The sequence below is a fragment of the Nocardioides sp. dk884 genome (genome assembly GCF_009557055.1).
Classification (GTDB): Bacteria; Actinomycetota; Actinomycetes; order Propionibacteriales; family Nocardioidaceae; genus Nocardioides.
Genome location: NZ_CP045649.1, coordinates 1,858,358 through 1,874,325 on the forward strand (window position 1 = coordinate 1,858,358; position 15,968 = coordinate 1,874,325).

Sequence of the window (15,968 nt, forward strand, 5' to 3'; positions counted from 1 at the left end):
CGGAGGACGGCCCTCCCGGTTTGTGACACTGGCAGAGCCATGAAGTCCCTTGCTCGCACCCGGTCCGCAACCGCCCCTCCCGGTGTCGTCGGAACCGCCCGCGTCGCCCGTCGCGCGGGCGCTCTGCTGCCGCGTCTTCGCCCCGGCGACATCGCGGTCATCGATCACCTCGACCTCGACCGCGACACCGCTCGCGCTCTCCTCGACGCCCGTGTCGGCGCCGTCCTCAACGCCGCCCCGATGCTGTCGGGGCGCTACCCCAGCCAGGGCGCCGCGCTGCTCGCCGAGGCGGGGGTGCTGCTCGTCGAGGACGCCGGACCCGGTGTGCTCGCCGACGTGCGCGACGGCGGCGTCGTCCGTCTCCACGAGGGCGCCGTGCACCTCGGCGACGACGCGGACGCGCCGGCGCTCGCCACCGGGCAGGTGGTCGATGCCGAGACCCTGCGCGCCCGCATGGAGCAGGCACGCGGCGGTCTGAGCGCCCAGCTGGACAGCTTCACCCGCAACGCCGCGGAGTTCCTGCGCCAGGAGGAGGACCTCCTGCTCCACGGCCGCGGCCTGCCGCGGCCGGCGACCCGGATGTCCGGGCGCTCGGTGGTCGTCGTGGTGCCGGGCCACGACCACCTCGCCGAGCTGCGCGCCGCCCGCGTCTGGCTGCGCGAGCAGGCGCCGGTCGTCATCGCCGTCGGGCGCGCCGGGGACGACCTGGGCGAGCGCCGCCAGCGTGTCGACGTCCTGGTCGTCGACGCCTCCGACGAGGCCGCGATGCCGTCCGCGCAGACCCTCAAGGCCGCCCGCGAGGTGGTGCTGCGCGTCGAGCGTGGCCGCCCGGCCCCGGTCGACCCGCTGATGCGGATGGGGATCAGCCCCTCCGTCGTGACCACGGGGGCCACCGCCGAGGACGTCGCGCTGCTGCTGGCCGACGCCGCGGACGCCGCGCTCGTCGTCGGGGTGGGCATGAACGCCACACTGACCGACTTCCTCGACCGGCAGCGCTCCGGCCTGCCCAGCACCTTCCTGACCCGCCTCAAGCTCGGCCCGCGCCTGGTCGACGCCGCCGCGGTGCCGCGGCTGTACTCCGGCCGCGTCCGCCCCCACCACCTGCTGCTGGTCATGCTCGCCGGCCTCGTCGCCCTCGCGGCGGCGGTCGGCGTCACGCCGGTCGGCCAGGAGTGGTTCGACCAGCTCTCCGAACTCTTCGAAGGATTCCTCGGTTGATCTCCTACCGCCAGCACGTCGTCTCGCTCGTCGCCGTATTCCTCGCCCTGGCCGTGGGGGTGGTGCTGGGCGGGGGCCCGCTCAGCGAGCTCGGCCGCGACGACTCCGCCACCGCCGCCGACGGCCTCGGGCCGGGTGAGGAGCGCACCCTCACCTTCGCCGAGGACTTCGCCGCCACCGCCGCCCCGCAGCTGTACGACGGGGGCCTGCGCGGGCGCTCGGTCGCCCTGCTGACCGCCCCCGGCGTGGACGAGGAGGCGGTCAGCGGGCTGACCGCCCAGATCGAGGCGGCGGGCAGCAGCCTGGCCGGTCGTTACGACCTCGGCACCGAGCTGGTCTCCGGCTCCTCCAAGACGCTCGTGGACACCCTCGGCACCCAGCTGGTCGAGCAGGTCGACAGCGGCCTGGTCGACGCCGAGGCCACGACGTACGTGCGTATCGGCCAGTTCCTGGGCCGCGCGGTGGCGACCACCGGCGCCCCGCAGCGCCCGAGCACCGACGCGGAGACGGTCCGTCAGAGCCTGGTCGCCGGCGAGCTGCTCACCGCGACCGACGAGGACGCCCGCCTGGCCCCGCTCGTGCTGCTGGTCCTCGGTGACGACGCCGAGCCCACCGTGCTGGCCGGCCTGGTGTCCGGTCTGGCCACGACCGCGACCGGCGTCGTGGTCGCCGGCGACAGCGGCGCGGCCACCAGCGGGGACCTCGCCGACCTGCGCGAGGACCCGGCTGCCACGCAGGTCACCACCGTCGACGGCATCGAGACGGTGCTCGGTCAGGTGACGGCGGTGCTGGCCCTCGTGCGTGAGATCGACGGCACAGGCGGGTCTTTCGGTGCGGCGGGTGAGGCGGGACCGGTCCCTCTGGGATAGCATGGAATCCCGTGAAGCCCGGGACCCAGACCAAGCACATCTTCGTCACTGGAGGCGTCGCCTCCTCGCTCGGCAAGGGACTCACGGCCTCGAGCCTGGGCCGCTTGCTGCGCTCGCGCGGACTGCGCGTGACCATGCAGAAGCTCGACCCCTATCTCAACGTGGACCCGGGGACGATGAACCCCTTCCAGCACGGTGAGGTCTTCGTCACCAACGACGGAGCCGAGACCGACCTGGACATCGGCCACTACGAGCGATTCCTCGACACCGACCTCAACCAGATCGCCAACGTCACGACCGGCCAGGTCTACTCGAGCGTGATCGCCAAGGAGCGCCGTGGCGACTACCTCGGCGACACCGTGCAGGTGATCCCGCACATCACCAACGAGATCAAGGACCGCATCCGCGCCATGGCCGGCGAGGGCGGCGACAGCGTCGACGTGGTGATCACCGAGGTCGGCGGCACGGTCGGCGACATCGAGTCGCTGCCGTTCCTCGAGGCGGCGCGCCAGGTGCGCCACGACGTCGGGCGCGACAACTGCTTCTTCATCCACGTCTCGCTGGTGCCCTACATCGGGCCCTCGCGCGAGCTCAAGACCAAGCCCACCCAGCACTCGGTCGCCGCGCTGCGCCAGGTCGGCATCCAGCCCGACGCGATCGTGTGCCGCGCCGACCGCGAGCTGCCCGAGGGCATCAAGGCCAAGATCGCGCTGATGTGCGACGTCGACACCGAGGCCGTCATCACCTGCGCGGACGCGCCCTCGATCTACGACATCCCCAAGGTGCTGCACCGCGAGGGCCTCGACGCCTACGTCGTACGCCGCCTGGACCTGCCGTTCCGCGACGTCGACTGGAGCCTGTGGGACGACCTGCTGCGCCGGGTGCACCACCCGAAGGAGGAGGTCACGGTCGCGCTGGTCGGCAAGTACATCGACCTGCCCGACGCCTACCTCTCGGTGGTCGAGGCGCTGCGCGCCGGCGGCTTCGCCAACGAGGCCAAGGTGAACATCCGCTGGATCGCCTCCGACGACTGCGCCACCCACGACGGCGCCGCGCGCCACCTGCACGACGTCGACGCGATCTGCGTGCCCGGCGGCTTCGGCATCCGCGGTCTCGAGGGCAAGCTCGGCGCCCTCACCTACGCGCGCACCAACAAGATCCCGACGCTCGGGCTGTGCCTGGGCCTGCAGTCGATGGTCATCGAGTACGCCCGCACCGAGCTCGGCCTGAGCCAGGCCGGCTCCACCGAGTTCGACCCGCAGACCCCCGAGCCGGTCATCGCCACGATGGCCGAGCAGGTCGACATCGTCGAGGGTGGCGGCGACCTCGGCGGCACGATGCGCCTGGGCCTCTACCCGGCGGTGCTCAAGGAGGGCTCGGTCGTGCGCGCGACGTACGGCGCGGCGCGCATCGAGGAACGGCACCGCCACCGCTACGAGGTCAACAACGCCTACCGCGAGCGCCTCGAGAAGGCCGGGCTGGTGTTCTCCGGCACCAGCCCCGACAACACCCTGGTGGAGTTCGTCGAGCTGCCGCGCGAGGTGCACCCGTACTACGTCTCCACCCAGGCGCACCCCGAGCTGCGCTCGCGCCCGACCCGCCCGCACCCGCTCTTCGCCGGCCTGGTGAAGGCGGCGCTGGCGCGCAAGGACGAGCTGCGCTTCCCGATCGAGGAGTCCGTCACCACGGAGGCCTGACACGGCACCGCGACGCATCGCGGCATGGGGGCCGGCTTGTACCGTGCCCCCATGACCGCGATCCCCACCCCGATCTCCGACGTCGACGAGCAGTGGCCGGTCGTGCGCAGCGCCGACCTGCACCGCGACGACTGGATCATGGCGCTGCGCGCCGACTGGGTGGACCGTCCCGACAGCCCCGACGAGGAGCCGTTCCGGCGCGTCGTGCTGGAGCACCCGGGCGCGGTGATCGTGCTCGCGGTCGACCAGGACGACGCGGGCGACCGGGTGCTGTGCCTGTGGCAGTACCGCCACGCGGTGGGGCGCCGCTTCCTCGAGCTGCCCGCCGGTCTGTGCGACGTCGAGGGCGAGGACCCGCTGGTCGGCGCCCAGCGCGAGCTGCGCGAGGAGACCGGCTACGAGGCCGAGGAGTGGGAGCACCTCACCTCGGCGTACACCTCACCCGGGATCCTCTCCGAGGTCGTGCACATCTATCTGGCCCGCGGGCTGCGCGAGGTGGGCCGCGGGGACTTCGTGCCGCACCACGAGGAGGCGGACATGCAGGTGCTGTGGGTGCCTGCCGAGGAGCTCATCGACGGTGTCCTGGCCGGTCGCGTCACCGACGCACCGGTGATCATGGCCACCCTGATCGCCCGCGGGCGCGGGCTGCTGGGTGGCGTGTCGAGCGAGAGGAGCGTGGCACGGTGAAGATCGGCGTCCCCACCGAGGTCAAGGTGCACGAGTACCGCGTCGCCATCACGCCGGTCGGCGTGCACGAGCTGGTGGCCGCCGGCCACGAGGTCTGGATCCAGTCCGGCGCCGGCGCCGGCTCGCTGATCCCCGACCAGGAGTACGCCGCCGCCGGGGCCCGGCTGTGCGCGGACCCCGACGAGCTGTGGGGCAGCGTCGACCTGGTGCTCAAGGTCAAGGAGCCGATCGCCGAGGAGTACCACCGGCTGCGCCCCGGGCTGGTGCTGTTCACCTACCTCCACCTCGCCGCCGACCAGCGGCTCACCGAGGAGCTGGTGGCCCGGGAGGTCACCGCGATCGCCTACGAGACCGTGCAGCTGGCCTCCGGTGCGCTGCCGCTGCTCTACCCGATGTCGGAGGTCGCCGGCTGTCTGGCGCCGCAGGTGGGCGCACACGCGCTGCTGCGCGCCGAGGGCGGCCGCGGCGTGCTGCTCGGCGGGGTCGGCGGGGTCGCCAATGCCAAGGTCGTGGTGATCGGGGGCGGGGTGGCCGGCCAGAACGCCGCCAACATCGCCCTCGGCATGGGCGCGGACGTGACGATCCTCGACAACGACCTGGACAAGCTGCGGATGTCGTTCTGGCGCTACCAGAACCGGGTGCACGGCCTGGCCTCCTCGCGCCTGGCCATCGAGCAGCAGGTCACCGAGGCCGACCTGGTGATCGGTGCGGTGCTGATCCCCGGCGCTCGCGCGCCCAAGCTGGTCAGCAACGAGCTGGTGGCCGCGATGAAGCCCGGCTCGGTGCTGGTCGACATCGCGGTGGACCAGGGCGGCTGCTTCGAGGACACCCGGCCCACCACCCACGCGGACCCGACGTACACCGTGCACGGCTCGACGTTCTACTGCGTGGCCAACATGCCCGGTGCGGTGCCGAACACCTCGACGTACGCGCTCACCAACGCCACGCTGCCCTACGTCGTCGCGCTGGCCGCCAAGGGCTGGCACCGCGCGTGCACCGAGGACGGCGCCCTGGCGCGCGGCCTGAGCACCCACGCGGGGCGGCTGACCAACGCCGCCGTCGGTGAGGCGACCGGGATCGACGCGATCGCGGTGACCGAGGCGCTCGCTGCCGGTGGCTGAGGTCTCCCGGGCGGTCCGCACCTATCTCGACCACCTCTCCGTCGAGCGCGGGCTCGCCGCCAACACGTTGCAGTCCTACCGGCGCGACCTGCGCCGCTACAGCGCCCACCTGGCCGCGGTCGGCATCACCGACCTCGACGAGGTCAGCGAGGCCACGGTCGCGGAGTTCCTGGCCCGGCTGCGCGAGGGCGACGAGGAGCACCCGCCGCTGAGCGCGACGTCCGCGGCCCGCACGGTGGTCGCGGTGCGCGGCTTCCACCGCTTCGCGGTCGCCGACGGGCTGGCCCAGGCCGACCCGGCCGCCGCGGTGAAGCCGCCGACGCCGGCCAAGCGGCTGCCCAAGGCGCTGCCGCTCTCCGACGTCGAGGCGATCCTCGAGGCCGCGGGCGCTCCCGGCACCGTGCTGGCGCTGCGCGACCGGGCCCTGCTCGAGGTGCTCTACGGCACCGGCGCCCGCATCTCCGAGGCGGTCGGGCTCGACGTCGACGACCTGGACTGGGGCCCAGGTGGCCTGGATGGTGGCCCGGCGGCGTCGGGGGAGGGGACGGTGCTGCTGCGCGGCAAGGGCGGCAAGGAGCGCCTGGTCCCCGTGGGCTCCTACGCCCGCGAGGCGGTTGCGGCCTACCTGGTGCGCGGGCGCCCCGCGCTGCTCGCCGAGGGCCGGGGGACCCCCGCGCTCTTCCTCAACGCGCGCGGCGGCCGGCTCTCGCGTCAGTCCGCCTGGGCGGTGCTCACCAAGGCCGCCGACCGGGCCGGCGTGACACGTGACGTCAGCCCGCACACGCTGCGCCACTCCTTCGCCACACACCTGCTCGACGGCGGCGCCGACGTACGCGTCGTGCAGGAACTCCTGGGGCACGCGTCGGTGACCACGACCCAGGTCTACACACTGGTCACCGTGGACAACCTGCGCGAGGTCTTCGCGACCGCACATCCGAGAGCACGGGACTGATGACTGAGACGAAGACCGACGGTGCCGCCTGGGTCCCCCGGGTCGACGACCCGGACCGGGTCTATGAGGCGATCACCGGCTGGGCCGCAGGCCAGGGCCTCGCGCTCTACCCGCACCAGGACGAGGCGGTCATCGAGCTGCTGGGCGGCAACAACGTGGTGCTGGCGACCCCCACCGGCTCCGGCAAGTCGCTGGTGGCGATCGGCGCGCACGCCGCCGCGCTGGCCGGGGACCGGGTCAGCTTCTACACCGCGCCCATCAAGGCGCTGGTGAGCGAGAAGTTCTTCGCCCTGTGCGAGGTGTTCGGCGCCGAGAACGTCGGCATGCTCACCGGCGACGCCTCGGTGAACGCCGACGCCCCGATCATCTGCTGCACCGCGGAGGTGCTGGCCAACCTCGCGCTGCGCGAGGGCGCGAGCGCCGACGTCGGGCTCGTGGTGATGGATGAGTTCCACTTCTACACCGAGCCCGACCGCGGCTGGGCCTGGCAGGTGCCGCTGCTGGAGCTGCCGCACGCCCAGTTCCTGCTCATGTCGGCGACGTTGGGCGACGTCAGCGAGCTGGCGCGCGACCTGACCACGCGCAACGGGCGCGAGACCGCGGTGATCGACGACGCCGAGCGTCCGGTGCCGCTGACCTTCAGCTATGCCCTCACCCCGCTCTCCGAGACCCTCGAGGAGCTGGTCACCACCGGTCAGTCCCCGGTCTACGTCGTGCACTTCACCCAGGCCGCCGCCGTCGAGCACGCCACTTCGCTGCTCTCGCCGTCCTCGGGCATCGGCCAGCCCAGCAAGGAGGTGCGCGAGGAGATCGCCGAGCGGATCGGCGCGTTCCGCTTCGGCGCCGGCTTCGGCAAGACGCTGTCCAAGCTGCTGCGCCGCGGCATCGGGGTGCACCACGCGGGGATGCTGCCGCGCTATCGACGCCTGGTCGAGCAGCTGGCGCAGAGCGGCGTCCTGCGGGTGATCTGCGGCACCGACACCCTGGGCGTGGGCATCAACGTCCCGATCCGCACGGTGCTGTTCACCGGGCTCGCCAAGTTCGACGGCAACCGGCAGCGGATCCTGCGCAGCCGCGAGTTCCTGCAGATCGCCGGGCGCGCGGGTCGGGCCGGCTACGACACCGCCGGGTACGTCGTGGTCCAGGCGCCCGAGCACGTCATCGAGAACGAGCGCGCCAAGGCCAAGTCGGCCGCCAAGAACGCCGCGAACCCGAAGAAGAAGTCCAAGGCGCAGCTCAAGAAGGCACCCGAGGGTGCCGTGGTGTGGAGCGAGCAGACCTTCGACAAGCTCGTCTCCGGCCAGCCCGAGCAGCTGGTCTCGCGGATGAAGGTCGACAACTCGATGCTGATCAACGTCCTCGCCCGCGACGAGGACGCGTTCGCGGTGATGCGGCGGCTGCTGACCGACAACCACGAGGACGAGCGCCAGCAGCGGCGCCTGGCCCGGCGGGCGCTGCGTCTGGCCCGCTCGCTGCTGCACTCCGGGGTGATCACCCGCCTCGACGAGCTCGACGAGCACGGGCGCCGCTACGTGCTGACCGTCGACCTGCCCGCCGACTTCGCGCTCAACCAGCCGCTGGCGCACTTCGCGCTCGCGGCGCTCGACGTGCTCGACCCCGACTCCCCGGACCATGCCCTCGACGTGGTCTCCGTCATCGAGAGCGTGCTCGACGCGCCGCGCCAGATCCTGTTCGCCCAGCAGCACGCCGCCCGCGGCGAGGCGATCGCGGAGATGAAGGCCGACGGGCTGGAGTACGACGAGCGGATGGCGCTGCTGGAGGAGATCACCTGGCCCCAGCCGCTGGCCGAGCTCCTCGGCGCGACGTATGAGATCTATCGCCAGCGCCACCCGTGGCTGCCCGAGGACGCGCTCGGGCCGAAGTCGGTGGTGCGGGAGATGTATGAGCAGGGGATGAGCTTCACCGACTTCGTGCGCCGCTACCAGCTGGCCCGCTCGGAGGGCCTGGTGCTGCGCTACCTCACCGACGCCTACCGCACCCTGCGCCAGACCGTGCCGGAGGCGCACCGCACCCCCGAGCTGGAGGACCTCCAGGAGTGGCTGGGGGAGACGGTGCGGCAGACCGACTCCTCGCTGCTCGACGAGTGGGAGGCGCTCACCGACCCCGCCGCCGTGGCGCTGCGCGCTGCCGAACTCGCGCACGCGGGGCCGCCGACCTCGGCGCGGCCGATCTCGCGGCAGGAGCGTGCCTTCGCGGTCATGGTGCGCAACGCCATGTGGCGACGCGTCGAGCTGGTCGCCCGCGACGACCTCGGCGGCCTGATGGCCCTCGAGCGCGCCGCCGCGGACCGCACCGAGCCGCCGCGCGAGGTGGTGATGACCCGCTCGCGCTGGGACGAGGCGATCGAGGCCTACTACGCCGAGCACGACCGGGTGGAGACGGCGGGCGACGCCCGCGGCCCGCAGCACCTGGTGGTCGAGCACGCGACCGGGGTCCCGCTGGGCGTCGATCCCGACGAGCACGACGAGGCCCGGCCCGGTGGGTCGCGGCTGTGGCGGGTGCGCCAGACGATCGCCGACCCCGAGGGCCACCACGACTGGCTCATCGAGGCCGTGGCGGACCTGGACGCCTCCGACGAGGCCGGCGAGCTGGTGCTGGCCACGGAGGCGATGCGGCGGCTGTGAGGGGCCCATCGGGCGGAACCGGGTGCCACGTAGGGTCGGGGCATGAGTGAGATCGACGTCGCTGAGGTCCCCGAGAACAGCCGCTACGAGGCCCGGATCGGCGGTGAGCTGGCCGGCTTCGCCGACTACGTGCTGCGCGAGGGCCGCATCGTGTTCACCCACACCGAGGTCGACGACGCCTTCGAGGGCCAGGGCGTGGGCTCCGCGCTCGCCCGCGGCGCGCTCGACGACGTACGCCGCTCGGGGGAGCGCGAGGTGGTGCCGATGTGCTCGTTCATCAAGGGCTGGATCGACAAGCACCCCGACTACGTGGACCTGGTCGCGGACCCGGTCTGAGCGCGCCGTACCGCCGCCATTGGCGCCGACTCGCGCAACCATTGGCGCCGACTCGGGGGGAATTCCTCCACAGGTCTGTGCACAGGGGCGGGGTGGCCTGTGCATGCCCCGCGGGGGCTCTGCACAGATGTCCGCACGGGCGCGCCCGTGTTGATGACATCGCTTGTTCGGTGTCGTCGGGCGGACCTAGGCTCCCCCGCAAGTCGGTCACACGTCGTCGTGTCGACATAATGGGACGGGAGCAGCAGATGAGCGATGGCGGTTTCCGTTCCGGGACAGGCGCCCCGGACATGCCCCCGCTGGTGCGCACCCCGCGCCCCACCCCGCCGCCACCACCGACCCCTTCCGGAGATGACCACGTGTCCGACCCCCTGCCGTTCGAGCAGCCCCTCGTGCCCGAGCGTCCCGCCGCCCCGACATCCGAGGTCGTGCTGGGCCCGACCGGGCGCCCGATGCCGGTGATCCCCGAGCCGAAGCCGCTCACCGAGCACGGCAACGCCCGGGTGATCGCGATGTGCAACCAGAAGGGCGGCGTCGGCAAGACGACCACCACGATCAACCTCGGCGCCGCGCTGGCCGAGTACGGCCGCAAGGTCCTGCTCGTCGACTTCGACCCGCAGGGCTCGCTCTCGGTCGGTCTGGGCCTGAACCCGCACGAGATCGAGCTCACCGTCTACAACCTGCTGATGGAGCGCGACGTCGATGTCGACGACGTCATCGTGCCCACCAACGTGCCGGGCATGGACCTGCTGCCCTCCAACATCGACCTGTCCGCCGCCGAGGTGCAGTTGGTCCACGAGGTCGCCCGCGAGCAGACCCTGCAGCGGGTGCTGCGCCCGGTCATCAAGGACTACGACGTCGTCCTGATCGACTGCCAGCCCTCGCTCGGCCTGCTGACCGTCAACGCGCTCACCGCCGCCGACGGCGTGATCGTGCCGCTGGAGTGCGAGTACTTCGCGCTGCGCGGCGTGGCGCTGCTGAAGACGACCATCGACAAGGTCCAGGAGCGGCTCAACCCGCGCCTGGAGGTCGACGGCGTGCTGGGCACCATGTTCGACGGGCGCACCCTGCACGGCCGCGAGGTCATGGACCGTCTCGTGCAGGCCTGGGGCGACAAGGTGTTCCACACCGTCATCCGACGCACCGTGAAGTTCTCCGACTCCACCGTCGCCGGGGAGCCGATCACGTCCTACGCCTCGAGCTCGCCGGGCGCGGAGGCCTACCGTCAGCTCGCCCGGGAGGTGCTCGCACGGTGTCTCGACGGGTGAGCATGCCGTCGGCCGACGACCTGTTCCGGCCGACGGTCCCGCAGCCCGAGGCGCCGCGCCCCGGTCCGCGACGGTGCGCGCGGTGCCCGACCAGCCGGCGGCCGCCGAGGTGGAGCCCGAGGCGGCGGCCGAGCCCGCGGCGGCGCCGAAGACGCCGCGCAAGCCCAGCGGCCGGGTGCGACACGACGAGAAGATGACCGTCTACGTCACCTCCGAGGAGCTGCTGGAGATCGAGCACGCCCGCCTCTCCCTGCGCCGCAACCACGGCCTGGCCGTGGACCGCGGGCGACTGGTGCGTGAGGCGGTGTCGCTGGTGCTGGCCGACCTCGAGGCCAACGGCGAGGACAGCATCCTCGTGCGCCGGCTGACGGAGGGATGACCACGTCCGCCGACGCCTCCGAGGCGACCGGCGCCGCGGCGGCGACCGGGTTCGAGGTGCGGCTGGACAACTTCGAGGGCCCCTTCGACCTGCTGCTCAGCCTGATCGCCAAGCACAAGCTCGACGTCACCGAGGTCGCGCTGTCGCGGGTGACCGACGAGTTCATCGCCCACGTCAAGGCTGGGGGCCCGGTGTGGGACCTGGAGCAGACGACGTCGTTCCTGCTGGTCGCCTCCACCCTGCTCGACCTCAAGGCCGCGCGCCTGCTGCCCCAGGGCGACGTCGAGGACGAGGAGGACCTGGCGCTGCTCGAGGCACGGGACCTGCTCTTCGCGCGGCTGTTGCAGTACAAGGCGTTCAAGAGCGTCGCCGCGGTGCTGGCCGAGCGGCTCTCGGGGGAGGCCAGGCGCCACCCGCGTGCGGTCGGGCTGGAGGAGCGCTACGCCGGGCTGCTGCCGGAGGTGCTCATCGGCATCGGCCTGGAGCAGTTCGCCGCGCTCGCGGCGCGCGCCCTGGCGCCCAAGCCGGTCCCGCAGGTGCGCCTGGACCACATCCACGCGCCCCAGGTGAGCGTGCGCGAGCAGGCCGCGATCGTGGTCGAGCGGTTGCGCCGCCACGGGGCGATGACGTTCCGGGCGCTGTGCGGGGACTCCCCGGACCGGCTCACGACCGTGGCCCGGTTCCTGGCGCTGCTCGAGCTCTTCCGGGAGAGCGCGGTCGGCTTCGAGCAGCTGACGCCGCTCGGCGAGCTCACGGTGCGATGGACGGGCGACGAGGAGACCGACGTCGATGAGCTGATCAACGACGAGTTCGACGGCGCCCCGCCCGGGGCGCCGCCCGAGGGGGAGCAGCCATGACCCAGCACACCGACGACGTCCCCGCCGCCGAGGCCTCCGAGGCCCCCGAGGTGCCCGCGGCCGCGCTGCGTCCTTCGCTCGAGGCGGTGCTGATGGTCGCCGACCAGCCGCTGGACGCCCCGACCCTGGCGACGGCCGTGGGCCACCCGGTCGAGGACGTCGTGGCCGCGCTGCAGCTGCTCGCCGAGGAGTACGCCGAGCAGGGGCGCGGCTTCGAGCTGCGCCACGTGGCCGGTGGCTGGCGCTACTACACCCGCCCCGAGCACGCAGCGGTCGTGGAGCGCTTCGTGCTGGAGGGCCAGCAGGCCCGGCTGACCCAGGCGGCGCTGGAGACCCTCGCCGTGGTCGCCTATCAGCAGCCGGTCTCGCGGGCCCGGGTCTCCGCGATCCGCGGGGTCAGCGTCGACGGCGTGATGCGCACCCTGATCACCCGCGGTCTGGTCGAGGAGGCCGGCCAGGACCGGGAGACCGGTGCGAACCTCTACTGCACCACGGGATACTTCCTGGAGCGGATCGGCGTCACCGCGCTGGAGGACCTCCCCGAGATCGCGCCGTACCTGCCCGACATGGACGACATGGAGGAGGAGCTGGCCGCGATGGCCGCGCCCTTCGCCGCCCCCGAGCCTGCCGCCCCCGCGCCTGCCGCCCCCGAACCCGCCCCCGCACCTGACAGCACCCACCCGAAGGACGAGACGACGTGAGCCCCCAGATCGAGACCGACGACGACGGCCTGATCCGCCTGCAGAAGCTGCTGGCGCAGTCCGACGTGGCCTCCCGGCGCAAGTGCGAGCAGCTGATGCTCGACGGCCTGGTAGTGGTCGACGGCGAGGTGGTCACCCGCTTGGGCACCAAGGTGGACCCGCGCACCGCCGTCATCCACGTCGACGGCAAGCGGCTGCCGCCGATCTCGGAGAAGGTCTACCTGGTGCTGAACAAGCCCCGCGGCGTGGTCTCCACGATGTCGGACCCCGAGGGCCGGCGCACGATCGCCGACCTCGTCGCCGACCGCCCCGAGCGGCTGTTCCACGTCGGGCGCCTCGACACCGACACCTCCGGGCTGCTGCTGCTCACCAACGACGGCGACTTCGCCAACCGGATGGCGCACCCCTCCTACGAGGTCGACAAGACCTACGTCGCGGAGGTGGAGGGCACGATCAGCAGGGCCACGGTCAAGCGCCTGCTCGACGGCGTCGCGCTGGAGGACGGCCCGGTCACGGTGAAGCGGGCCCGCCTGGTCGGCGGCAACCAGAAGGCGTCCGGCGCCTCGATCATCGAGCTGGTGATCCACGAGGGCCGCAACCGGATCGTGCGCCGGCTCCTCGACGAGGTCGGCCACCCGGTGCGCCGCCTCACGCGCACCGCCTTCGGCCCGGTGCTGCTGATGGGGATGAAGCCCGGCGACATCCGCGAGCTGAGCCGCGAGGAGCTCGGGCTGCTGCTCGACAGCGCCAGCCTCTGAGGCTGGTCTCGGGCGCTGACGGGGCCGCGCCCGGCGTCGTACCGTGGGGCGATGGGCAGGCCGGTCCATCCCGCGCTCACGCCGTACGTCGCCTCGCTGACGGCCTACGACGTCGACCTGGGCGCGCCGGGCGTGCACCGGGGGCTGCCCGGCACCACCCTCACGCTCGTGCTGCCCGTGGGCGAGCCGCTCGACGTGGGCTGGGCGGGGAGCACCGCGAGCCGGGCGCGGCGCTGGTCGACGGTGTCGGGGCTGCACGCGCAGCCGGCGCAGATCCACCACGACGGGCACCAGGCGGGGGTGCAGCTGGCGCTGACCACCGCCGGCGCCCGGGCGCTGCTCGGGGTCCCCGCGGCCGCGCTGGCCGGCACCCTGGCCGAGCTCGAGGACGTCGTCCCCGAGCTGCGGCACCTGCCCGAGCGGCTCGCGGCGGCCCGGCCCGCGGAGCGCGCCGCCGTGGTGGAGGGGGCGCTGCTGGCCCGCCTGTACCGCCCGGTGGACCCGCCGCGCCCGGAGGTCGGCCGTGCCCTCGCGGCGCTCACCCGTGGCCTGCGCGTCGAGGAGGCCGCCGCCGAGGTCGGCTACTCCCGGCGGCACCTGGCCACCCTGGTGCGCGCCGAGTGCGGTCTCACGCCGCGCGACGTACGGCGCCTGGCCCGCTTCGAGCGGGCCCGCGCCGGGCTCGGTCGGGCGCCGCTCGCCGAGGTCGCGCACCGCTGCGGGTACGCCGACCAGGCCCACCTGACCCGGGAGTGGGTCGCGCTGGCCGGGTGCCCGCCCACGACCTGGCTGCGCGAGGAGTTCCCGTTCCTCCAAGACCAGGGGGCCGGCGACGGCACAGGCTGAGGTCATGACCCACGCATCCGACATCCGTCTGTGGCACTCCATGAGCTTCGCCCACGCCGACGCAGCGATCGCCTGGCTCGGCGCGATCGGCTTCGTCGAGCACGCGACCTACCGCGACGAGGCCGACCCGAGCCTCGTCATGCACGCCGAGTGGCTGTGGCCCGAGGGCGGCGGCATCATGTTCGGCAGCTTGCGCCCCGGCGCCGCCGTCGACAACGTGGGCGGCTCCGCCGCCTACCTCATCACCGCCGACCCCGACGCCGTCTTCGACAAGGCCGTCGCCGCCGGCGCGAGCGTGCTGCGCGCGATGGTCGAGCAGGACTACGGCGGCCGCGGCGGCAGCGTGATCGACCCGGAGGGCAACCACTGGTCCTTCGGCGACTACCAGCCCGGCTGATCCCACGGGTGGATCCCACCGGCTGATCCCACCGGCTGATCCGATCGGGGCCGCGTGTCCGGCCAGCGCACCCCGCCGAGCGGTGGGGGAGAGCGCCAGTAGCCTTGCCCGGTCAGGAGAGGCGAAGGCAGGGAGCGACGTGGGGCACGCAGGCACGGACGCGCAGGACGCGCCCATCGGTCCGGTGGAGATCGTGGGCGCCGGGCTGCTCGGCACCTCGGTCGGGCTGGCCTGTCGCCGCTCCGGCGTCGAGGTCCTACTCACCGACATCTCCTCCGAGCACGTGCGCACCGCCTCGGGTCTCGGCGCCGGTCGCCCGCGACGCGACGAGGACCGGCCCGCCCTGGTCGTCGTCGCGGTCCCCCCGGACCACCTCGGTACGGCGATCCGCGAGGCGCTGGACCGCACCGCCGGCACCGACGCGGTGGTCACCGACGTCGGCTCGGTCAAGAGCGGCCCGCTGGCCGCGGTGGCCGACCACCCCGACGTGGCCCGCTACGTCGGCAGCCACCCGATGGCCGGCAGCGAGCGCTCCGGGCCGCTCGCGGGCAGCGCGTCGCTGTTCGACGGCCGGCCCTGGGCGATCACGCCCCACCTGGACTCCGCCGTCGAGGCCGTCGAGCTCGTCGAGGTCCTGGTGCGCCTGTGCGGCGCGACCCCGGTGTGGCTCACCCCCGAGGAGCACGACCGGGCGGTCGCGCGCACCTCCCACGTGCCGCACCTGGTGGCCGCGACGGTCGCCTCCCGGCTGGCCACCGCCCCGGAGAACCACCTCGCGCTGTCCGGGCAGGGCGTCCGCGACGTCACCCGGGTGGCAGGGGGAGACCCCGCGCTGTACGGCCAGATCGTCACCGGCAACGCCGAGGCGGTGCTCGCGCTGCTCGGCGAGGTGCGCGAGCAGCTGGACCGGGTCATCGCCGCGGTCGGCGCGGGCGACCGCGACGCGCTGGAGTCGCTGCTGGCCGAGGGCGTCGCCGGCACGCGCGCCATCCCGGGCAAGCACGGCGGGCCCCCGCGCCCGATGGGCTCGGTGTGGGTCTCGGTCCCCGACGTCGCCGGCGAGCTCGCCCGGCTGCTCGCCGACGCGGTCGCCAGCGAGGTCAACATCGAGGACATCCGCATCGACCACGACCCGGCCCGACCGGTCGGACTGGTGGAGCTGCTGGTCGAGGAGCCGCGTGTCGAGCATCTCCTCGGCTCCCTGGAGTCTCGCGGCTGGGTCACTCACCGGTAGGCT

At 73.3% G+C, this 15,968-nt stretch carries 16 protein-coding genes; all 16 read left to right on the forward strand.

Going from position 1 to position 15,968, the window contains the following annotated elements; translation table 11 throughout:
- Positions 1 to 39: 39 nt before the first annotated feature.
- Positions 40 to 1,218 carry a putative cytokinetic ring protein SteA gene (steA, locus tag GFH29_RS09020; protein ID WP_153323021.1) on the forward strand — a complete coding sequence of 393 codons (1,179 nt, stop codon included), beginning with the start codon at positions 40 to 42 and terminating at the stop codon, positions 1,216 to 1,218.
- Positions 1,215 to 2,087 (forward strand): copper transporter, encoded by an 873-nt coding sequence (locus GFH29_RS09025; protein ID WP_153337237.1) that lies wholly within the window; start codon positions 1,215 to 1,217, stop codon positions 2,085 to 2,087. The genes steA and GFH29_RS09025 overlap by 4 nt, the downstream gene beginning before the upstream one ends.
- Positions 2,088 to 2,098: 11 nt before the next feature.
- Positions 2,099 to 3,784, forward strand: a complete 1,686-nt coding sequence (locus GFH29_RS09030) for a CTP synthase (RefSeq protein WP_153323023.1) — start codon at positions 2,099 to 2,101, stop codon at positions 3,782 to 3,784.
- Between the two features lie 51 nt (positions 3,785 to 3,835).
- Positions 3,836 to 4,471, forward strand: coding sequence for an NUDIX domain-containing protein (locus GFH29_RS09035; protein WP_153323024.1), 636 nt, complete (start codon positions 3,836 to 3,838; stop codon positions 4,469 to 4,471).
- Positions 4,468 to 5,592, forward strand: coding sequence for an alanine dehydrogenase (gene ald / locus GFH29_RS09040; RefSeq protein ID WP_153323025.1), 1,125 nt, complete (start codon positions 4,468 to 4,470; stop codon positions 5,590 to 5,592). Before GFH29_RS09035 ends, ald begins: the two co-directional genes overlap by 4 nt.
- Complete coding sequence (locus GFH29_RS09045) at positions 5,585 to 6,544, forward strand: site-specific tyrosine recombinase XerD (protein ID WP_153323026.1); 960 nt, start codon at positions 5,585 to 5,587, stop codon at positions 6,542 to 6,544. The genes ald and GFH29_RS09045 overlap by 8 nt, the downstream gene beginning before the upstream one ends.
- Positions 6,544 to 9,189 carry a DEAD/DEAH box helicase gene (locus GFH29_RS09050; RefSeq protein ID WP_153323027.1) on the forward strand — a complete coding sequence of 882 codons (2,646 nt, stop codon included), beginning with the start codon at positions 6,544 to 6,546 and terminating at the stop codon, positions 9,187 to 9,189. The genes GFH29_RS09045 and GFH29_RS09050 overlap by 1 nt, the downstream gene beginning before the upstream one ends.
- A 42-nt stretch (positions 9,190 to 9,231) precedes the next feature.
- A complete protein-coding gene (locus tag GFH29_RS09055) occupies positions 9,232 to 9,525 on the forward strand; it encodes a GNAT family N-acetyltransferase (protein ID WP_153323028.1) in 294 nt (97 codons plus the stop codon).
- Between the two features lie 452 nt (positions 9,526 to 9,977).
- Complete coding sequence (locus GFH29_RS09060) at positions 9,978 to 10,793, forward strand: ParA family protein (protein WP_194288944.1); 816 nt, start codon at positions 9,978 to 9,980, stop codon at positions 10,791 to 10,793.
- Between the two features lie 82 nt (positions 10,794 to 10,875).
- On the forward strand, positions 10,876 to 11,172 hold the full coding sequence (locus tag GFH29_RS20645) for a hypothetical protein (protein ID WP_323368687.1): 297 nt from the start codon (positions 10,876 to 10,878) through the stop codon (positions 11,170 to 11,172).
- Positions 11,169 to 12,029 (forward strand): segregation and condensation protein A, encoded by an 861-nt coding sequence (locus tag GFH29_RS09070; protein ID WP_153323030.1) that lies wholly within the window; start codon positions 11,169 to 11,171, stop codon positions 12,027 to 12,029. The genes GFH29_RS20645 and GFH29_RS09070 overlap by 4 nt, the downstream gene beginning before the upstream one ends.
- Positions 12,026 to 12,730 (forward strand): SMC-Scp complex subunit ScpB, encoded by a 705-nt coding sequence (scpB, locus tag GFH29_RS09075; protein ID WP_153323031.1) that lies wholly within the window; start codon positions 12,026 to 12,028, stop codon positions 12,728 to 12,730. Before GFH29_RS09070 ends, scpB begins: the two co-directional genes overlap by 4 nt.
- Positions 12,727 to 13,488, forward strand: coding sequence for a pseudouridine synthase (locus GFH29_RS09080; protein WP_153323032.1), 762 nt, complete (start codon positions 12,727 to 12,729; stop codon positions 13,486 to 13,488). Before scpB ends, GFH29_RS09080 begins: the two co-directional genes overlap by 4 nt.
- A 51-nt stretch (positions 13,489 to 13,539) precedes the next feature.
- Positions 13,540 to 14,334, forward strand: a complete 795-nt coding sequence (locus tag GFH29_RS09085) for a helix-turn-helix domain-containing protein (RefSeq protein ID WP_153323033.1) — start codon at positions 13,540 to 13,542, stop codon at positions 14,332 to 14,334.
- Between the two features lie 4 nt (positions 14,335 to 14,338).
- The gene (locus tag GFH29_RS09090; protein WP_153323034.1) at positions 14,339 to 14,731 is read left to right on the forward strand and encodes a glyoxalase; all 393 of its coding nucleotides are present in this window, start codon (positions 14,339 to 14,341) and stop codon (positions 14,729 to 14,731) included.
- Positions 14,732 to 14,870: 139 nt separating this feature from the next.
- Positions 14,871 to 15,965 (forward strand): prephenate dehydrogenase, encoded by a 1,095-nt coding sequence (locus GFH29_RS09095; protein WP_228387853.1) that lies wholly within the window; start codon positions 14,871 to 14,873, stop codon positions 15,963 to 15,965.
- Positions 15,966 to 15,968: the final 3 nt, after the last annotated feature.